Origin of the sequence: Saccharopolyspora pogona (assembly GCF_014697215.1) — a bacterium.
Lineage (GTDB): Bacteria > Actinomycetota > Actinomycetes > Mycobacteriales > Pseudonocardiaceae > Saccharopolyspora > Saccharopolyspora hattusasensis.
Genome location: NZ_CP031142.1, coordinates 7,252,326 through 7,268,726 on the forward strand (window position 1 = coordinate 7,252,326; position 16,401 = coordinate 7,268,726).

Sequence of the window (16,401 nt, forward strand, 5' to 3'; positions counted from 1 at the left end):
GGAGTTCACGACGTGTCGACTACGTGGAATGCCTCGGCGAGTCGACCGGCCATGCCGTGCCGCTCGGCCGTCCGTGCCAGGTGCCGCCGGATCATGCCCTGGAGATCGTCGAGATGGGCGGTTTGCGACCGGTGTGCGGACAGCGCCGCGAGCTTCGCGTCGAAGAAATCGGTGATGTCGACCGCCCGGTTGACCCGCTCTTCGGGTGATTCCGACATCCACAGCTCGCTCACTGTCCACGGCTGCAGCCCTTCCTGCAGCAACTCGGGGTGGGCGAAGCCGTTGCGCGCGTCCGGGTAGATCGCGGCGAGGGTGGCCTCACCGACCGCGCGGTGGTCCGGGTGCGAGGTCGGGAGGTGGGCCCAGTTGATCTCCGGGGAGTGGCTGATGACCCGGTGCGGGCGGACCTGGCGGATCACCCTGGTGATGTCCCGCCGCAGCTGCAGGTTCGCGGTGACCTGCCCGTCCTGGTAGCCGAGGAACTGCACGTCGGTGACGCCGACGGCGGCTGCGGCGGCCCGCTGCTCGTCCTGCCGGATGCGCGGCATGTCCTCCCGCAGCGTGTGGTCGAAGCCCCCGGCATCGCCCGCGGTGCACACGCAGTAGGTGACCTGCACGCCGTCGGCGACCCAGGAGGCGATGGTGCCCGCGGACCCGAAGTCGACGTCGTCGGGGTGCGCGGTGACCACCAAAGCACGCCGGGCTGCTGTGGACGCTTCCGGCGAAGTGGTCATGGTCACAGCGTAAGGGGGCAGGCGTGCCGACTCCGGTGCGGGGTCGAACGACTACTCGTTGTGATCAAAAAGGCCTTTCGGTGCGTTGTGATGCATCGAAAGGCCCAATATTGATCGCGCGGATAGGCGCACAGTGGCCTTGATCGCTCTCGGCGTCAGCCGTCACCGCGTGACGCGTCCATCAGAACTGCCCCTTGCGGAACTTGCTCTGCGTGGACTGCAGCGCCTTGAGCGAGGCGACGCCGCCACCTCCGCCGAGCAGTATCGCGAAGATCTCCGCGCCAGTGCCGCCCGTGCTGATCAGCATGGCCAGCAGGGTCACGCCCAGGCCGACTCCGGCGATCGGGAATCGCTTCCGGGCAAAGTCGACGGCCGGCTGGCCGCCTGCGCGCTTCTTCGCGGCCGAAGTCAGCATCGCGAGGTAGCCCGCGTGTCCGGCGGCGACGAGCACGCCGGCCAGCGTCACGAGAAAGGCCACTAGACCGAGAACCATGACCACAGTCTGCCTTGTTTCCCCCGTGTCCGGTATGGGTGATATCCCGGATATGCCTCGCGGGCTGCTGCAGGTAGCCGAACGCCGGGGGGTTCCGGGGTGGCGTCGGAAGTTCCGCCGAACGCACTACCGCGGAAAACGCCCGGTCAGCAGCGTCGCCGCGGTGGCAGGCGGAAAAGGTTGTGGTTTGGCCCTGGATTGAGACGGGACTCACGCCTTAGGTTCTCAGGCTATGAGCGATCGGTTGGCCGGGTCGGTTGGTGCGAGCTCTGCGCGATCCAGCGGCCTGGACCTGGGGGACAAACGAGCAGTGGTCACGGGCGCGGCGAGCGGGATCGGCGCGGCGGTCGCCCGCCGATTGGCCGAGGCCGGGGCCGAAGTGATCGCGGTGGACCGGGCTAAAGGGATCGAGGCGGTCGCGGCCGAGTTCGGCGCCGAGGCCAGGGTCGTCGACCTCGCCGACCTCGACGCCGCCGCGGAGCTGGGCGCCCGGGCGGACATCGTGGTCAACAACGCGGGTTTCCAGCACGTCGCGCCGATCCACCGGTTCCCGACAGACACCTTCAGCGCGATGCTGCGGGTGATGGTGGAGGCGCCGTTCCGGATCGTGCGTGCCGCGCTGCCGGGCATGTACGACCGGGGCTGGGGGCGGATCATCAACATCTCATCCGTGCACGGTCTGCGCGCCTCGCCGTTCAAGAGCGCCTACGTGACGGCGAAGCACGCGATCGAAGGGCTGTCCAAGACGACCGCGTTGGAGGGTGCGCCCCACGGGGTGACGTCGAACTGCGTCTGCCCGGGTTTCGCGCGGACCCCGTTGGTGGAGCGCCAAGTCGCCGAGCAGGCGGAGCTGCTCCGGGTGCCGGAGGACCAGGTCGTCGAGGACGTGCTGCTGGCCCGCACGCCGATCAAGCGCCTGGTGGAACCGGTCGAGGTCGCGGAGCTCGCGGTGTGGCTGTGCGGACCGGGCACGACGTCGATCACCGGCGCCTCGTTCCCGATCGACGGCGGCTGGACCGCGCACTGAGCCCCCCGCTGCGGCACCGGTGGGATCCGCCGGTGCCGCATGGGGAGGTGGGTCTTGTCCGGTCGTGGGCGCGTTGGGGGTGCGCACGACCGACGCCTGCTCCTGCGTCGTGGGGTTCGTCAGTGGCCGAGACGGCCGCGGCCCAGGCGCAGCAGAATCATCGCGAGTTCGCGGCCTTCCGGCCCGAGCTCCCGGTAGCGCGCGAGCACGTCCATCTCGCGGTTGTAGACGATGCGGGGTCCGCCGGCCGCCATCCGGGCCTGGCCGACCTGTCGGGAGACCTCGGCGCGGCGCTTGACCAGGCGTAGGATCTCGCTGTCCAGGTAGTTGATTTCCTCGCGGAAGTTGCTGATGGCCTCCGCGGCGGCCTGCTCGGCCGAGGCGAGCTCGGACTGCGGCTGGTCACCGTCCACAGTGGCGTTCATCGGGCGTTGTCCTCCGGCTTCGGCCCCTGCCCCCGGCCCCGGAACGCGCGAACGCCCCGAGTCCGAAAACTCCGGGGCGTCGTAGTGGTTTTTGAGCTCACGCAACTACGGGCGCTGGAGTCCCGGGCCCGTAGAAAAACTCGTAGGTCTGCGTTCGCACGCGCTCAGTCTGCCACAGCCGGCATCGCGTTTGCTGTGACGTGGACCACTCGTCCCAACGAGTGGACTTCGAATCATTCGATCACCAGTTCGAGTTATTCCCCTGGATTGCGCCGGGGCCGCCGTGGATCTTGGAGCCATGACTACCGAACCTCCTGCCCACCGGCACGCCGAACGGCACCCTGACCGGGCTCGACGTCGACTCGCTCGGCGGCTCGTCGAGCGGACTGCCGACGCACGCTGCGGATCACGACGACGCCCGCCGCCACGCCGCCCGCACATGTCAACGCCAGCACCGTCCAGCCGTAGCCGACCGCCCGGGCGGCCTCGCCGAGCGCCACCGCGACGGCGGTCTGCACCCCTGCCCACAGCACGGCGCCGATTGCCGAGAGCCCCAGGAAGCGGCGGAACGGCAACCGCAAGGTGCCCACCACGGCCGGGACCACGGCGTGCACCACGGCGACGAAGCGCGTCGTGATCAGCGCGCGCCCGCCGGTGTCCTGCACGACCGCCTCGGCGGCCTGCCAGCGGTGTGCGCCGATCTTGCGCCCGGCCCACGTGTTGCGGAGCCCGGGGCCGATCACGCGGCCCAGCCAGTAGCCACCGCTCTGCCCGATGACGTTGCCCACCACCGCCGCGGCGAACAGCGCCGGTGCCCACCTGGCGCCGAGGACGGCGATGGTGAGCAGCAGCGTTGCTTCGCCCGGGACCAACAAGCCGATGAAGATGGAGGTTTCCAATGACAGCAGGACCAGGGCCAGCAGCACGCACAGCCACGGGTTCAGCGTCGCGGCCCACGCGATGAAGTCTCGGAGCGCGGCATCGATCTGGTTGATCCACTCCATGGGCGGCTCATTCCGTTTCGTGGCGGGTACGGCGGTCGGAATTCACCTTCCAGGCCTGCTGCGCGCGGCGGATCCGGGCATCCCCTGGCCGCCCCCTGACCTTTCGGTGGCCAAGGGGGCGGTCGGCAGGGCCCACCGGTGGGCCGATGCGGTGACTGCGGGGACTACGGAAACTGCGTTGGGCACGGCGGAGCTGCTTTCTCTTTCGCCACAAGGGCAACAGCCGCCGCTGTCGTGCTCGACGCATCATCCGCCCAGGCAGCCGCAGCCGGTGCAGCGGCTTGGAGTCCGCGCGGATCGGCTCGTGCGGCGGTGCGATCTGGAGCCCCGGGCACCGGGATTCGGGTTTTGTCCGGGCTCGCCGGTAACGTGGAGCAACGATGAGCACCCCACTCGACCTCCAGTGGCAGAGCGATCTACCGCAGCACGGATCGCTGCAATCGGACGAATCCGGGCCCGCCTCGCGGTCCGGTCCGGATCCGGACGCCCTGCTCGCTGGTCTGAACCCGCAGCAGCGCGACGCCGTGGTGCACACCGGCTCGCCGCTGCTGGTGGTGGCGGGTGCCGGGTCGGGCAAGACGCGGGTGCTGACCAACCGGATCGCGTACCTGCTGGCGGGGGGCGCGCATCCGGGCCAGATCATGGCGATCACCTTCACCAACAAGGCCGCGGCCGAGATGAAGGAACGCGTCGTCGAGTTGGTGGGTCGGCGGGCCAACGTGATGTGGGTGTCGACGTTCCACTCGATGTGCGTCCGGGTGTTGCGCCGCGAGGCCAAGACGCTGGGCATGTCGTCCAACTTCTCGATCTACGACTCGGACGACTCCCGGCGGCTGATCACCATGATCGCGCGAGAGCAGGACCTGGACTCCAAGCGCTACCCGGCGCGCACGCTCGCGGTGCACATCTCGAACTTGAAGAACGAACTGCTGTCCCCGGAGGCCGCCGCCGAGCAGGCGGGCAACGATATGGAGCGCAAGGTCGCCCAGGTCTACGCCGCCTACCAGCGCCGGCTCGTCGACTCCAACGCGATGGACTTCGACGACCTGATCATGCGCACGGTCGAACTGCTGCAGGAGCACCCCGCGGTCGCGGAGTACTACCGGCGGCGCTTCCGGCACGTGCTCGTCGACGAGTACCAGGACACCAACCACGCGCAGTACGTGCTGGTGCGCGAGCTGGTCGGCACCGAGGCGGCCGACAGCGGCATCGAGCCCGCCGAGCTGTGCGTGGTCGGTGACGCGGACCAGTCGATCTACGCCTTCCGGGGCGCGACGATCCGCAACATCGAGGAGTTCGAGCGCGACTACCCGCAGGCCAGGACGATCCTGCTGGAGCAGAACTACCGTTCCACGCAGACGATCCTGTCCGCGGCGAACGCGGTGATCCGGCGCAACCCGAACCGGCGCGACAAGCGGTTGTGGAGCGACGCCGGGGACGGCGAGCAGATCGTCGGCTACGTCTCGGACAACGAGCACGACGAGGCGGCGTTCGTGTCCGGCGAGATCGACCGGCTGGTGGACGATGGCGACGCGACGTTCAACGACATCGCGGTGTTCTACCGGACGAACAACCAGTCCCGGGTGTTCGAGGAGGTGTTCATCCGGCTGGGCCTGCCGTACCGGGTCGTCGGCGGGGTGCGCTTCTACGAGCGTCGCGAGGTGCGGGACGCGCTGGCCTACCTGCGGGTGCTGGACAACCCGGACGACACGGTGAGCCTGCGCCGCATCCTCAACGTGCCGAAGCGCAGCATCGGGGACCGGGCGGAGGCCGTGGTCGCAGTGCACGCCGAGCAGGAGCGGATCTCGTTCGCCGCTGCGCTGCGGAAGGCGGCGGCCGGGCAGGTCCCGCTGCTCAACACCCGGGCGCGCAACGCCATCGCGGGTTTCGTGGCGCTGCTGGATGAGCTCCAGGCGGTCGCGGCGGAGTCCGATGTCGCCGAGATCCTGGAGCAGGTACTGGAGCGCACCGGCTACCGCGCCGAGCTGGAGGCCAGCGACGACCCGCAGGACGCCACGCGGGTGGAGAACCTGACCGAGCTCGTGACGGTCGCGCGGGAGTTCACCGAGATCCAAGCGGGAGCTCCGGTCGGCGAGCCCCCGGCCGAGGTCGACCCGTCGGCCGAGGCCGTGGTCGCGGCCGCGGTGCCGGCCGCGGAGGACGCGGAGGAGGCGGCGCTGGGGTTGCCCGCCGACGACTCGCTGTCGGCGTTCCTGGAGCGCGTCTCGCTGGTGGCGGACGCGGACTCGCTGCCCGAATCCGGCGACGGGGTCGTCACCCTGATGACCCTGCACACCGCGAAGGGCCTGGAGTTCCCGGTGGTGTTCTGCACCGGCTGGGAGGACGGGGTGTTCCCGCACTCGCGGGCGCTCGGCGACCCGGCCGAACTGGCCGAGGAGCGGCGGCTGGCGTACGTGGGCATCACCCGCGCCCGGCAACGGCTGTACCTGTCGCGGGCGCTCATGCGTTCCGCGTGGGGCCAGCCGATGACCAACCCGGCTTCCCGGTTCCTCACCGAGATCCCGGACGAGCTGATGCACTGGCGCCGGATCGAACCGGAGCGCGCCGCCCCGCAGGTGCGCAGCACCTGGGGCAGCCGTGGCGGTTTCGACCGCACCGGCTCGGATTCGGCCCAGGCCGGGCTGGCGGCGCGCGGCATGCGCAGTACCGGCATGAAGGGCTGGAAGGACACCGTCGCCATCAAGCTGGCCGCCGGTGACCGGGTCACCCACGACAAGTACGGGCTGGGCACGGTGCTGTCCACCGAGGGTGAGGGACCGCGGGCCACCGCGACGATCGACTTCGGTAGCTCCGGCACGGTCCGCTTGATGCTGATCGGCAGCGTGCCGATCAGCAAGCTATGACCCGACGGCGGGAAGTTCATTGTCCCAAGTAGACGATGTTCGAGTTCGCGTGGAACAACCGGCGCCCGACCGAGGTTCGGCCCTGCGGTAGCAGCAGAACGACCTCGCGAGAAACGTCGTGAGCGAAACCCGGGCAGTCGTTGACGAGTTCCAACGCAGACTGGGCAACGTACGATCGGTGCGTTGACCGACCTCTTCGCGGACCGCATCGAGTGGAACATCCACGGTGTGGAGGGAGTGCCGTGGACGGGGCGCCGAACCACGGGCGGAAGCAGCGGCGTTCTCCGCATCGCTTCCTACGCATCATCTCCAGCCCGAGGAGTTCGCTGTGGATCGGATCCTTGTCGACGGGACGGACTCCGCCGCATCCGGCAGATCGTGAGAGCCACCGGCAAGCCGTTTTCAGGTACCGGGGTGCTGCTCATCGGCGAGTCAGCCGGCGGCGACTCGCCCTTCGGCGGGCAGGCGCCCGGGCGGCTGCTGAGCTACGCACCTGGCACCTATGAACCGCTCGGCAGCGTCGAGGTAGGCAGCTTCCCGCTCACCATCGCGTCCTCGCCCGACGGCACGCGCGCCTACGTTACCGCCGTCACGTCCTCAACGGTCTCCGTCATCGACCTCGAAACCCATAGACCTCGAAACTCATCGCACGGTGGCCACGTTGCCGATCGATCGGCGCGGCGAGCCCGGCGCGCACGGTCTCGCTTACATCCCGGCAGGTCGGGGGTGCTTGGGCTCGTAGAGCCCGATCTCGGCACCGCTGGGCAGGCGGAGGGCGGTGAGCAGTCCCCAGCCCTCGTTGCTGACCGGGCGGGTGATCTCGACGCCGCTCTCCTGCAGTTCACCGATGGTGACCGCGATGTCGTCGCACATCAGGTAGAGCTGGCAGGTGGGCTCCCCGTGGGTGGGGTGGGTGGCGAGTTCGGCGGGCGGCAGCCCGAAGATCAGCCACCCGCCCCCGGCGTCGACGGACTCGAACCCGAGCACGTCGCGGAGGAACGCCCGATCCCGCTCGGCGTCCCGGCTGAACAACAACAAGTGCGCCCCGTTGATCATCGCCACCACCTCCTGACGAAACCGTGCCACGCCGGAGGGCAGGCCGCCGCTTCACGAGCTGCGAGCGCGTCGAGCGGGCATCTTCAGAGGCGTGCGGGCAGCGCGCTCCACAGCGCGATCAGCGCCTCGGTGCGCTCGGACCGCGCCGTGCCGGGTCATCGTCGCAGGCCAGGACCACGCGGTGGATCTGCGCATCCATTCCTGGCACGAGCAGCGCAGCGGTCAACTCGTGGTCGGGCCCGCCGACGGAGCACCGGCGGAGTTGGTTCGCTCTCTCCGGGGTCAGCCAGTCGAACAACCGTCGGAGCCGCGCGACCCCTCGGTGGTTCGCGGAGTGTGCTCGAAAGGCACGGTGCGCAGGCCGGAGTGCCTGGCGTGGACATCCAGCATGCCGACCGCCAGCACGCGCACTACCTCGCTCCACCGCGGCGGAAGGTCTGACATTTCGCGCAACAAACCCGGCCAGATTGCTCTTCGGGCTGCTGGAGGTGCTGCTCGCTGAGCGAATGCAGGATGGCGCGCTTGGCGCACCCCGCCGAGGACGCCTGGACACCGGTGGAGTTGAGCCGACCGTTCTTCGACCGGCTTGCGGGGCCGAAGAAACTGGCCATGCTGCCGGGCGCCGGGCACCTCCCGATCGAGTCGCCCGGCGTGCACCGGCTCTTGGACTTGGCGACGTCCCGCTGAGTCAGAAGCGGTAGCGGAGCATCCGGCCCATGCGGCGGACGGCGGTGATGCGTCCGGACGCGCCGATGGCGGCCCGAACGGGCTGCGGGTAGCGGTCCAGCTCGGGCGCATCGGTGAACGACCACTCCGTGACCAGCCGCAACCCGGGCACGCTGGATTCCAGCGACTGCGGGTCGTCGATGCCCCAGTGCAGGTGCGCCCCGGCGTGCACCACCGCCGGGTTGAGCCGGTTGGACACCCGGACCCCCAGGCTGCTGAAGGCGTCGAAGAGCAGCTCCCCACCGGGGAAGTGCTCGGTGATGCGGCGCAGCAGCGCGATACCGTCCACTTCGGACAGATACATCGTCAGTCCTTCGGCGACCGCCAGCACCGGCCGGTCGCCAGGGATGTCGTCGAGCAGGTCGGGCGCGGTCACCGACGAACCGATGGTGTGGTGGTGCGGGCGTTCCGGGAAGAGGCGCCGGCGCAGCTCGATGACGTCGGGCTGGTCGATGTCGTACCACTCGACCCCCTCCGGCGGGTCTGTCCGCTCGAACCGGCTGTCCAGCCCGCAACCCAGGTGCAGGACGGTCATGCCGGGCCGCAGCCTCTCCTCGACCCAGCGGTCCAGCGCATTGGCGCGCATCGCCACCGAACCCGCGTTGCGCGCACCCATCTTGAACTTGCCGAAGTCGAAGTCGATGCGCTGCACGGCCTCGTCGGCGTACCGGTCGCCGAGCATAGGCTCGGCCGATCGGTTGTCCAGCGCGCGCAGGTAGAGCGTCGCGAGCATGGTCGCCTGCGCTCCGGTCAGCTCGACCTTCTCCTGCTGCTTGTGCTCGAAGCTGTAGCGCAGCAGCCGCATGGCCTTGCGCAGCGGCGGAAAGGCGTTCATGAACTTCGCGATCGCCCGGTCGGTCGCGTCCATCTTCGCCAGACCCGGCAGATCCATCATCGGCAGTTCCTGCCGCAGCCGGAGACCGGGGACGCGCAGTTCGAGGGCGTGCGGATCGCCGATCCCCCAGTGGAACTCGGCACCGGTCCGTTGCAGGAACCGGGAGTAGCGGGCGGCCCGGACGGTCCACGGCAGCACCGCGTCGAACGTCATCTCGCCGACCTCGAAGCGCTCGACCAATCGCCGCAACAGGTCCATGCCGTCCGCTTCGGTCAGGTACATCGTCAGTCCCTCGGCGATGACCAGCGTGGGCCGCCCCGTCGGGATCTCGTCGAGCCAGTCCCGATCGGTCACCGACGCCGCGATCGTGCGGTAGTTCGCCTGGGCCTGCGGGTAGAGCCGGTTCCGCAGTTCGATCACGTCGGGCAGGTCGATGTCGTACCAGTGCGCGTCAGCGGGGATGGCGAGCCGGAACGCCCGGCTGTCCAGGCCGCACGCCAGGTGCAGCACCACCGCGTCGGGGTGTTGCGCGAGGTAGTGCGCCGCCCAGTCGTCGAGCTGCTTGGCTCGCAGGACCACCGTCATCCGGTCCCCGGAGCCGAGGCGCAGGCTGCGGAAGTCGAAGTCGATGCGGTCGAGCAGTCGATCCGCGGTCTCGTCGCTGAGCACCGGGTCGGGCCTGCGGTTGTCCAGGGCCCGGGCGTGGAGAGGGCCGAGGAGCGTCTGCTGCGCGCCGGTCAACCGGATCTGTTCGGTTCGTTCGGTCACGTTCTTAAGCTACAGTGATTTCACAAATTCGTGAAATAAGGAAACGTTAAAATCTTTCAGGTGATCGATGCGGCTGGTGAGGATCGGAACATGACGGAAGGCTCCGGCGACGAGGTGCCGCGGTTCGTCGAACGGTTCGCCCTGGACCTGACCGGCGCCGGCTTCCCGCGCATGGCGGCGCGCGTGCTCGCGAGTCTGCTGGTCGCCGACGAAGGGCGGCGGACGGCGAGCGAGCTGGCCGAGGTCCTGGACGTGAGCCCAGCCGCGGTGTCCGGAGCGGTCCGCTACCTGGTGCAGGTCAAGCTGGTGGTGCGGGAGCGCGACCCCGGCGAGCGGCGCGACCACTACCGGGTGCTGGACGACGTCTGGTACGCCAGCATCATGCAGCGCGATGCGGAACTGATCGGCTGGGAACGCACCCTCGCCGAAGGCGTGGCCGCAGTGGGCGCGAGCACGCGGGCGGGGCTGCGCCTCGACGAGACGCGGCAGTTCTTCGAGTTCCTCCGCGCCGAGATCCCGGAGCTCATGCAGAAATGGCACCGGCAGCGACGGCCTAGCCGCGCCACCGGCGCCATTCCGCGAGGTCCGGGAACTCAGGTTTGGTCTTTCAAGCGGCGCCAGCCGCTTAGTCCACCCTCGTGACGAGCACCGCCGCGGGTTCTCAGACTGTGCCCACCCCGTCGGGGTTCTTGGCGAGGCCAGTCCCCGGCGTGGTGAATTGGCATTCATGAGTCGGGGATCCCGGAGTCCAGACGGCGGCCGTAACTCCCGCAGGGGGCCGCTACCGGTACCGCTGCGCAAACCGAGCTGGGGTGCAAGGTTTACGCGGGCGAGATACCTCGGGCCTGCATCCAGGGCAGCGGGTTGATCTTCTTGCCGCTGGTGTTCCACACCTCGAAGTGCAGGTGCGGGCCAGTGGAGAAGCCGCGGTTGCCCATGGTGGCGATCTGGTCGCCGGCCTTGACCTTGGTGCCCTGCTTGGCCGTGATGGTGTTGACGTGGCCGTAGACGGTGATCGTGCCGTCCTCGTGCTGAACCCGCACCCACAGGCCGAAACCGCTGGCCGGGCCCGCCTCGATCACGACGCCGTCGGCGACGGAATAGATCGGGGTGCCCTTGGCGTTGGCGATGTCGATGCCGTAGTGCGTCGTGCCCCAGCGGCCACCGAAACCTGAGGTGAATGTGCCGGCGGCGGGGATGACGTACCTGGGTGCCCGCGCCGCTTCCTCGGCGGCGATGCGGGCCGCGTCGCGCTCCTGGGTGATCCGCTCGCTCTTCGCGAGCTTCTCCATCTCGGAGCTGACGTCGGTGGTCTTCGCCACCGGGAGCATCGCCGGGGCCGGGGCGCTGCCGCCGACTCCGGTGTAGGTCTGCTCGGCCATCGCGGTGTTGAACGAGGCCGAAGCGTCAGAGGGGTTGAAGTCGTCGTGGTCCGGGGCGGCGTGCCCTTCACCTGCGGCCATCGATTGCCCGGCGGCTGCGAAGGCGCCAGCGGCGACGGCGGCGACGACCACGCGGCCGCGCCACACCGATACGGGTGAGGAGTCCCGGGTCTTCGCCGGGCTACTGGAGGGGTCGTCGGGGGACGCCTCCGCGTAGCCCGGGGAGTGTTCTTCGCCGCCGGGGGAGCGGTGTCGAGCCAATGCTTGCCCTTCCGTCTCGGGGAGCCGGATCACGTTCCCGGGCGGGGATCCCGGGGGCCGGTCGGGGAACCGGCCGAAGGTTGTCCTTCGTGATCAGACCGTGACAACGGACCGGGGGACAGTAACCAAGCTGATCCCCTAGGGGCAAATCCCCGTCCGTGGTGTCTTGGACACGGAGCGTGTTCGAAAGGTGTTCCGCGGGCCTCATTGTCAGGCGTGCGCGGATACTGGGCGTGGTCGTCGCGTAGCGAAGCTGCCTGCGGCTTCGTGATCGATGCGGGGCGGTTCGATCGGGCCATGGCGGGCTCCGGGATGCCTCGATCCAGGCAGCTCGCGGTAGCGAGGCGTGATATGAGTCACATTCGAAGAGCCGCTTGATGGGCAACCGCAAGTGCTCCGTTCGGTGGGCCCTAGGGGATGTCCCGGAGGGTGCGACCGGCGGGTGGCGTTCGCGCCCGGGGTTGCTAGCGTCTGCGCGGTGACTGCGCGGCCCGACCTCCCGTCCGGCGGTTCCTCGGCTCCCGCCACGAATCCGCAGCCCGACCCCGATCCCCCGATGCGGCTGAGAAAGGCGATCGTCGTCGCCGCCGTAAGCTCCGTGCTCGTCGGCCTGGGGCCGCTGCTCGGGCTCGTCGTTCCCAGCGCTCCCGCCGCATTCCTGGCATGGCCGCTCCTGCTGGTGCTCGCACTGCTCGCCCCTGCGACGGCGTTCGTCTTCGCCCGGCGCGGGCGGCTCGGGACGGCGGCAGCCGTGCTCGTCGGCCCAGCGGCGCTCGCTCCCGGCCGATTGGTGCTGGACCTGCAGTTCGTCGTCGACGCGGGGCTGGCCACCCGCCCCGAGCTGCTCCGGGTGGAAAGCCTCGACTCCTTCGCCCCGTCGACCGGGGTCTGGCTGCTGATCGCCGGGCACGTCGCGGCGATCGTTTCCGGTTTTCTAGCGGTCCGGGGTGCCGAGCACGGCGACGAGGGCACCGGCTCGCACCGGCAGGGCCTGCTCACGCTCGTACTGTGCGCCGGCGTGATCGCTGCCGTCGGCGTCCTGATGGCACCGTTCGTCTCCGACGATCCATATCTACTGCCGAACCCGGCCCTCGACGGACCGCTGGTGGTGCTGATCGGCAGCTTCCTGCTCGCCGTCGCGGTGCCGAGCGCCGCCGGATTCGTGGCGAGCTCCACCGACCCGGAGTTCGCCCGCGGCGGGCTGCTCGGCGTGGCCGCCGCGGTGGCGTGCGTGGTCGTGCCGCCACTGGTCGCGGCGGCGATGCTCGACGACATCCAGTTCGCCTGGGGGCCCGTGTTCGGCCTGGTCGCGGCGATTGCGTTGGTGGTCCTGGCAGTGCCAGCGGGACGAGCCGACTCCGCCGAGTCGGCCGACGACCTGCGCCTGCCCGCGCTGACCCGGTTGATCACCGTCTCGGCCGTGCTCGCGCTGGTGGCCGGCGCGTTGGCGCTGCTGGCGGCGGCGGTGCCGCAGGTGGAGATGCCCTACGGTCTGCGCGACCCGTCGCCGTACCCGGCGCGGATGCTGTGGCCGGCCGGGTTCCTGCTGGTGGTGCTGGGGGTCGGGCTGCTGCTGCCGCGCGCCTCCAGGTGGCTTCGCCCGGTGCTGCCGGTGGTATGGGTGGTGATTCCGTTCGCGGCGGCCGGGGTGCTCGACGCGGTGTTCACCGCGTTGCAGGCCGCGGACGCGCAGGCCGGATTCGGTGCCTGGGCGGCCGGGATCGCGGTGCTGTTCGCCGCGCTCGCGGCGGTCGTCGCCGGTATCGCCGGTGCGGTGGAGCGCGACGAGGTGGATCTCACAGAGATCGCGATGCACCGGTTGGTGCTGTTCCCGTCGCTCGTCGCCCTGCCGCTCGCGGCCGGTGCGTTCAGCTTCCCGGTGGTCACAGCCCCGGACTACACGGCGCCGGGGGTGTTCACCGACTTCGGGACGACGTCCTGGGGCCTGGTGGTCGCGCTGGCCGCGGTGGTCGGTGCTGCGGTGTTGGCGCCGATGTGCCGGCCCGCCCGTGCTGCGGCGCTGCTCATCGGAGCTGTGCTCGTCGTAGCGGTCCGGGTGCTGGAGTTTCCGCTGACCGCCGAACGGTTCCCCGGCGCGGCGCCGGGCCTGGGGCTGTGGTTCTGCGCGGCCTGCGCGGTCGTGTTGCTCGTCACTGCCCTCGCCGCGGCCCGCGTGCCGCGGGACCGGCACTGACGAGGGTCTTGACTGCTCAGGGCCCGTGAGTGCTTTTCGGTGCGGTCGCGCCCCAACGCGCTCACGGGCCCCGACCAGCGGAAACGTCCGTCCGGTCCGCGAGCGTGAGCCTGCACCGAATTCCCCGATCTGCCGTCTTGCCGACGCCGGAAGAGCGGTCGAGAATGCGTGGCGCACCGTCGCGATGCGCTGTTCCGTTCGTCACCACGGACGTCGAGATCGAGCCTGCGGAGCAGTCGAATCCCCGTGCTGGACGGTTCGACCAGGGCTAATGCCCAAACTCAGGTGAGGCAGTTCACCAGGTGCGCCGCCCCATGCGTCGTCGCAGGTCGATATCGTCACCGAGTCCGACACCGACGTCGCAGGAGAGTCGAGTGGACCTGTACGAATACCAGGCGAAGGAGCTCTTCGCCTCCCACGGCGTGCCGACGCTGCCCGGCGCCGTGGTAACCGAGCCGCAAGGGGCCAAGGCAGCCGCCGCAGAACTGGGCGGGCCCGTCGTGATCAAGGCCCAGGTGAAGACCGGGGGCCGCGGTAAGGCCGGCGGTGTGAAGCTGGCCGAAAACCCGGATGAGGCCGAGACCAAGGCCGAGGCGATCCTCGGTCTGGACATCAAGGGCCACATCACCCGCAAGGTGCTGGTCACCACCGCCTCCGACATCGCCGACGAGTACTACTTCTCGTTCCTCCTCGACCGCGCCAACCGCAACTTCCTCGCGATGGCCTCCGTCGAAGGCGGCATGGAGATTGAAGAGGTCGCGGCGACCAAGCCCGAGGCGCTGGCCAAGATCGCGATCGACCCGATCGAGGGCGTCGACCAGGACAAGGCGCGGGAGATCGTCACCGCTGCCAAGTTCCCGGCCGACGTCGCCGACCAGGTCGCCGACGTGATCGTCCAGCTGTGGGAGACGTTCGTCGCCGAGGACGCCACGCTGGTCGAGGTCAACCCGCTGGTCAAGGACCCGCAGGGCAAGATCATCGCGCTGGACGGCAAGGTCACCCTCGACGAGAACGCCGCGTTCCGCCAGGCCAAGCAGGCCGAGTTGGTGGACAAGGAAGCGGAGAACCCGCTCGAGGCCAAGGCCAAGGAGAAGGGCCTCAACTACGTCAAGCTGGACGGCGAGGTCGGCATCATCGGCAACGGTGCCGGGCTGGTCATGTCCACCCTCGACGTGGTCGCCTACGCCGGCGAGAAGCACAACGGTGTGAAGCCGGCGAACTTCCTGGACATTGGCGGTGGCGCCTCTGCCGAGGTCATGGCCGCGGGCCTGGACGTCATCCTCGGCGACCCGGCCGTGAAGTCGGTGTTCGTAAACGTCTTCGGCGGCATCACTGCCTGCGACGCGGTTGCCAACGGCATCGTGCAGGCGCTGAAGATTCTGGGCGACGAGGCCACCAAGCCGCTGGTCGTCCGCCTCGACGGCAACAACGTCGAAGAGGGTCGCCGCATCCTGGCCGAGGCCAACCACCCGGTCGTGACGATGGTGGACACCATGGACGGTGCGGCCGACAAGGCCGCCGAGCTGGCTGCGGGGGCATGAGGCCATGGCTATCTTCCTCAACGAGAACAGCAAGGTCATCGTTCAGGGCATCACCGGCTCTGAAGGCACCAAGCACACCGCTCGGATGCTGCGCTCCGGCACCAACATCGTCGGCGGCGTGAACGCCCGCAAGGCCGGGCAGACCGTCGAGATCGAGGGCAAGCAGCTCACGGTCTTCGGCACTGTCAAGGAGGCCCTGAAGGAGACCGGCGCCGACGTGTCGGTCGTCTTCGTGCCGCCGAAGTTCGCCAAGGACGCGGTGATCGAGGCCATCGACGCCGAGATCGGCCTGGCCGTGGTCATCACCGAGGGCATCCCGGTGCACGACTCCGCCTACTTCTGGGCGCACGCCAACGCCACCGGCAACAAGACCCGGATCATCGGGCCGAACTGCCCGGGCATCATCTCGCCCGGCAAGTCCAACGCCGGCATCATCCCGGCCAACATCACCGGCCCGGGCAAGATCGGCCTGGTGTCCAAGTCGGGCACGCTGACCTACCAGATGATGTACGAGCTGCGGGACATCGGTTTCTCCAGCGCCGTCGGCATCGGTGGCGACCCGATCATCGGCACCACCCACATCGACGCGCTGCAGGCCTTCGAGGACGACCCGGAGACCGAGGCCATCGTCATGATCGGCGAGATCGGTGGGGACGCCGAGGAGCGGGCGGCCGACTACATCAGGGCCAACATCACCAAGCCGGTGGTGGGCTACGTGGCCGGTTTCACCGCACCGGAGGGCAAGACCATGGGCCACGCGGGCGCCATCGTCTCCGGTTCGTCCGGCACCGCCGCGGCGAAGAAGGAGGCCCTGGAGGCCGCCGGGGTCAAGGTCGGCAAGACGCCGAGCGAGACCGCCAAGCTGATGCGCGAGATCGTCAAGGGCTGAGCGCCCGATCTCGGCACATCGTTTTCGGGGCCGGACGCCTTCGGGAGTCCGGCCCCGATGGCTTTCTGAAAGCTTTTGGGCGGCCGGCGGAACTTCGAGTGCCGCCCCGACGTCCGAGATCTTGCGGCGGTGCCGACACGCATGCCCGGCCGATACCGTTGGCAAGTCCCGGTTTTGCGGTCTTCCGGCACACCGAGCCCGG

General features: G+C 69.4%; 14 protein-coding genes. 7 read left to right on the forward strand and 7 right to left on the reverse strand.

The annotated features are described in order from the left end of the window. Window positions 1-5: 5 nt before the first annotated feature. Window positions 6-734 (reverse strand): PIG-L deacetylase family protein, encoded by a 729-nt coding sequence (locus tag DL519_RS34100; protein WP_190820938.1) that lies wholly within the window; start codon window positions 732-734, stop codon window positions 6-8. Between the two features lie 181 nt (window positions 735-915). After that, window positions 916-1,212, reverse strand: a complete 297-nt coding sequence (locus DL519_RS34105) for a hypothetical protein (RefSeq protein ID WP_397545003.1) — start codon at window positions 1,210-1,212, stop codon at window positions 916-918. Between the two features lie 247 nt (window positions 1,213-1,459). On the opposite strand from DL519_RS34105, the gene DL519_RS34110 reads away from it, so the two are divergent. Further along, window positions 1,460-2,254, forward strand: coding sequence for a 3-hydroxybutyrate dehydrogenase (locus DL519_RS34110; RefSeq protein WP_223839889.1), 795 nt, complete (start codon window positions 1,460-1,462; stop codon window positions 2,252-2,254). A gap of 119 nt (window positions 2,255-2,373) precedes the next feature. On the opposite strand, the gene DL519_RS34115 is transcribed toward DL519_RS34110, so the two are convergent. Both DL519_RS34115 and DL519_RS34120 read right to left on the reverse strand, forming a co-directional pair. Continuing rightward, a complete protein-coding gene (locus DL519_RS34115; RefSeq protein ID WP_190820940.1) occupies window positions 2,374-2,679 on the reverse strand; it encodes a chorismate mutase in 306 nt (101 codons plus the stop codon). A gap of 302 nt (window positions 2,680-2,981) precedes the next feature. Next, a complete protein-coding gene (locus DL519_RS34120; protein ID WP_190820942.1) occupies window positions 2,982-3,683 on the reverse strand; it encodes a DedA family protein in 702 nt (233 codons plus the stop codon). A gap of 380 nt (window positions 3,684-4,063) precedes the next feature. Between DL519_RS34120 and DL519_RS34125 the strand changes: the two genes are divergently transcribed. Further along, window positions 4,064-6,547 (forward strand): UvrD-helicase domain-containing protein, encoded by a 2,484-nt coding sequence (locus DL519_RS34125; RefSeq protein ID WP_190820944.1) that lies wholly within the window; start codon window positions 4,064-4,066, stop codon window positions 6,545-6,547. Between the two features lie 705 nt (window positions 6,548-7,252). On the opposite strand, the gene DL519_RS34130 is transcribed toward DL519_RS34125, so the two are convergent. Then, window positions 7,253-7,603, reverse strand: a complete 351-nt coding sequence (locus DL519_RS34130; protein ID WP_190820946.1) for a VOC family protein — start codon at window positions 7,601-7,603, stop codon at window positions 7,253-7,255. A 513-nt stretch (window positions 7,604-8,116) separates the two neighbouring features. On the opposite strand from DL519_RS34130, the gene DL519_RS34135 reads away from it, so the two are divergent. Then, a complete protein-coding gene (locus tag DL519_RS34135; RefSeq protein WP_190820948.1) occupies window positions 8,117-8,290 on the forward strand; it encodes an alpha/beta fold hydrolase in 174 nt (57 codons plus the stop codon). Window position 8,291: 1 nt separating this feature from the next. Here the strand turns inward: DL519_RS34135 and DL519_RS47560 are convergent, their stop codons facing one another. After that, on the reverse strand, window positions 8,292-9,932 hold the full coding sequence (locus tag DL519_RS47560; RefSeq protein WP_223839890.1) for a class I SAM-dependent methyltransferase: 1,641 nt from the start codon (window positions 9,930-9,932) through the stop codon (window positions 8,292-8,294). Between the two features lie 90 nt (window positions 9,933-10,022). Here DL519_RS47560 and DL519_RS34150 point away from each other — a divergent pair, with 90 nt between their 5' ends. Then, entirely contained in the window at window positions 10,023-10,574 is a 552-nt protein-coding gene (locus DL519_RS34150; protein ID WP_317891410.1) for a GbsR/MarR family transcriptional regulator, read from the forward strand. A 179-nt stretch (window positions 10,575-10,753) separates the two neighbouring features. On the opposite strand, the gene DL519_RS34155 is transcribed toward DL519_RS34150, so the two are convergent. Then, window positions 10,754-11,575, reverse strand: a complete 822-nt coding sequence (locus DL519_RS34155) for a M23 family metallopeptidase (protein WP_223839892.1) — start codon at window positions 11,573-11,575, stop codon at window positions 10,754-10,756. Window positions 11,576-12,053: 478 nt separating this feature from the next. Here DL519_RS34155 and DL519_RS34160 point away from each other — a divergent pair, with 478 nt between their 5' ends. From DL519_RS34160 to sucD, 3 genes are all read left to right on the forward strand, one after another. Next, a complete protein-coding gene (locus tag DL519_RS34160) occupies window positions 12,054-13,769 on the forward strand; it encodes a hypothetical protein (RefSeq protein WP_190820950.1) in 1,716 nt (571 codons plus the stop codon). Between the two features lie 374 nt (window positions 13,770-14,143). After that, window positions 14,144-15,310, forward strand: a complete 1,167-nt coding sequence (gene sucC, locus DL519_RS34165; protein ID WP_010316027.1) for an ADP-forming succinate--CoA ligase subunit beta — start codon at window positions 14,144-14,146, stop codon at window positions 15,308-15,310. Window positions 15,311-15,314: 4 nt separating this feature from the next. Beyond that, complete coding sequence (gene sucD / locus DL519_RS34170) at window positions 15,315-16,199, forward strand: succinate--CoA ligase subunit alpha (protein WP_190820952.1); 885 nt, start codon at window positions 15,315-15,317, stop codon at window positions 16,197-16,199. Window positions 16,200-16,401 lie beyond the last annotated feature (202 nt).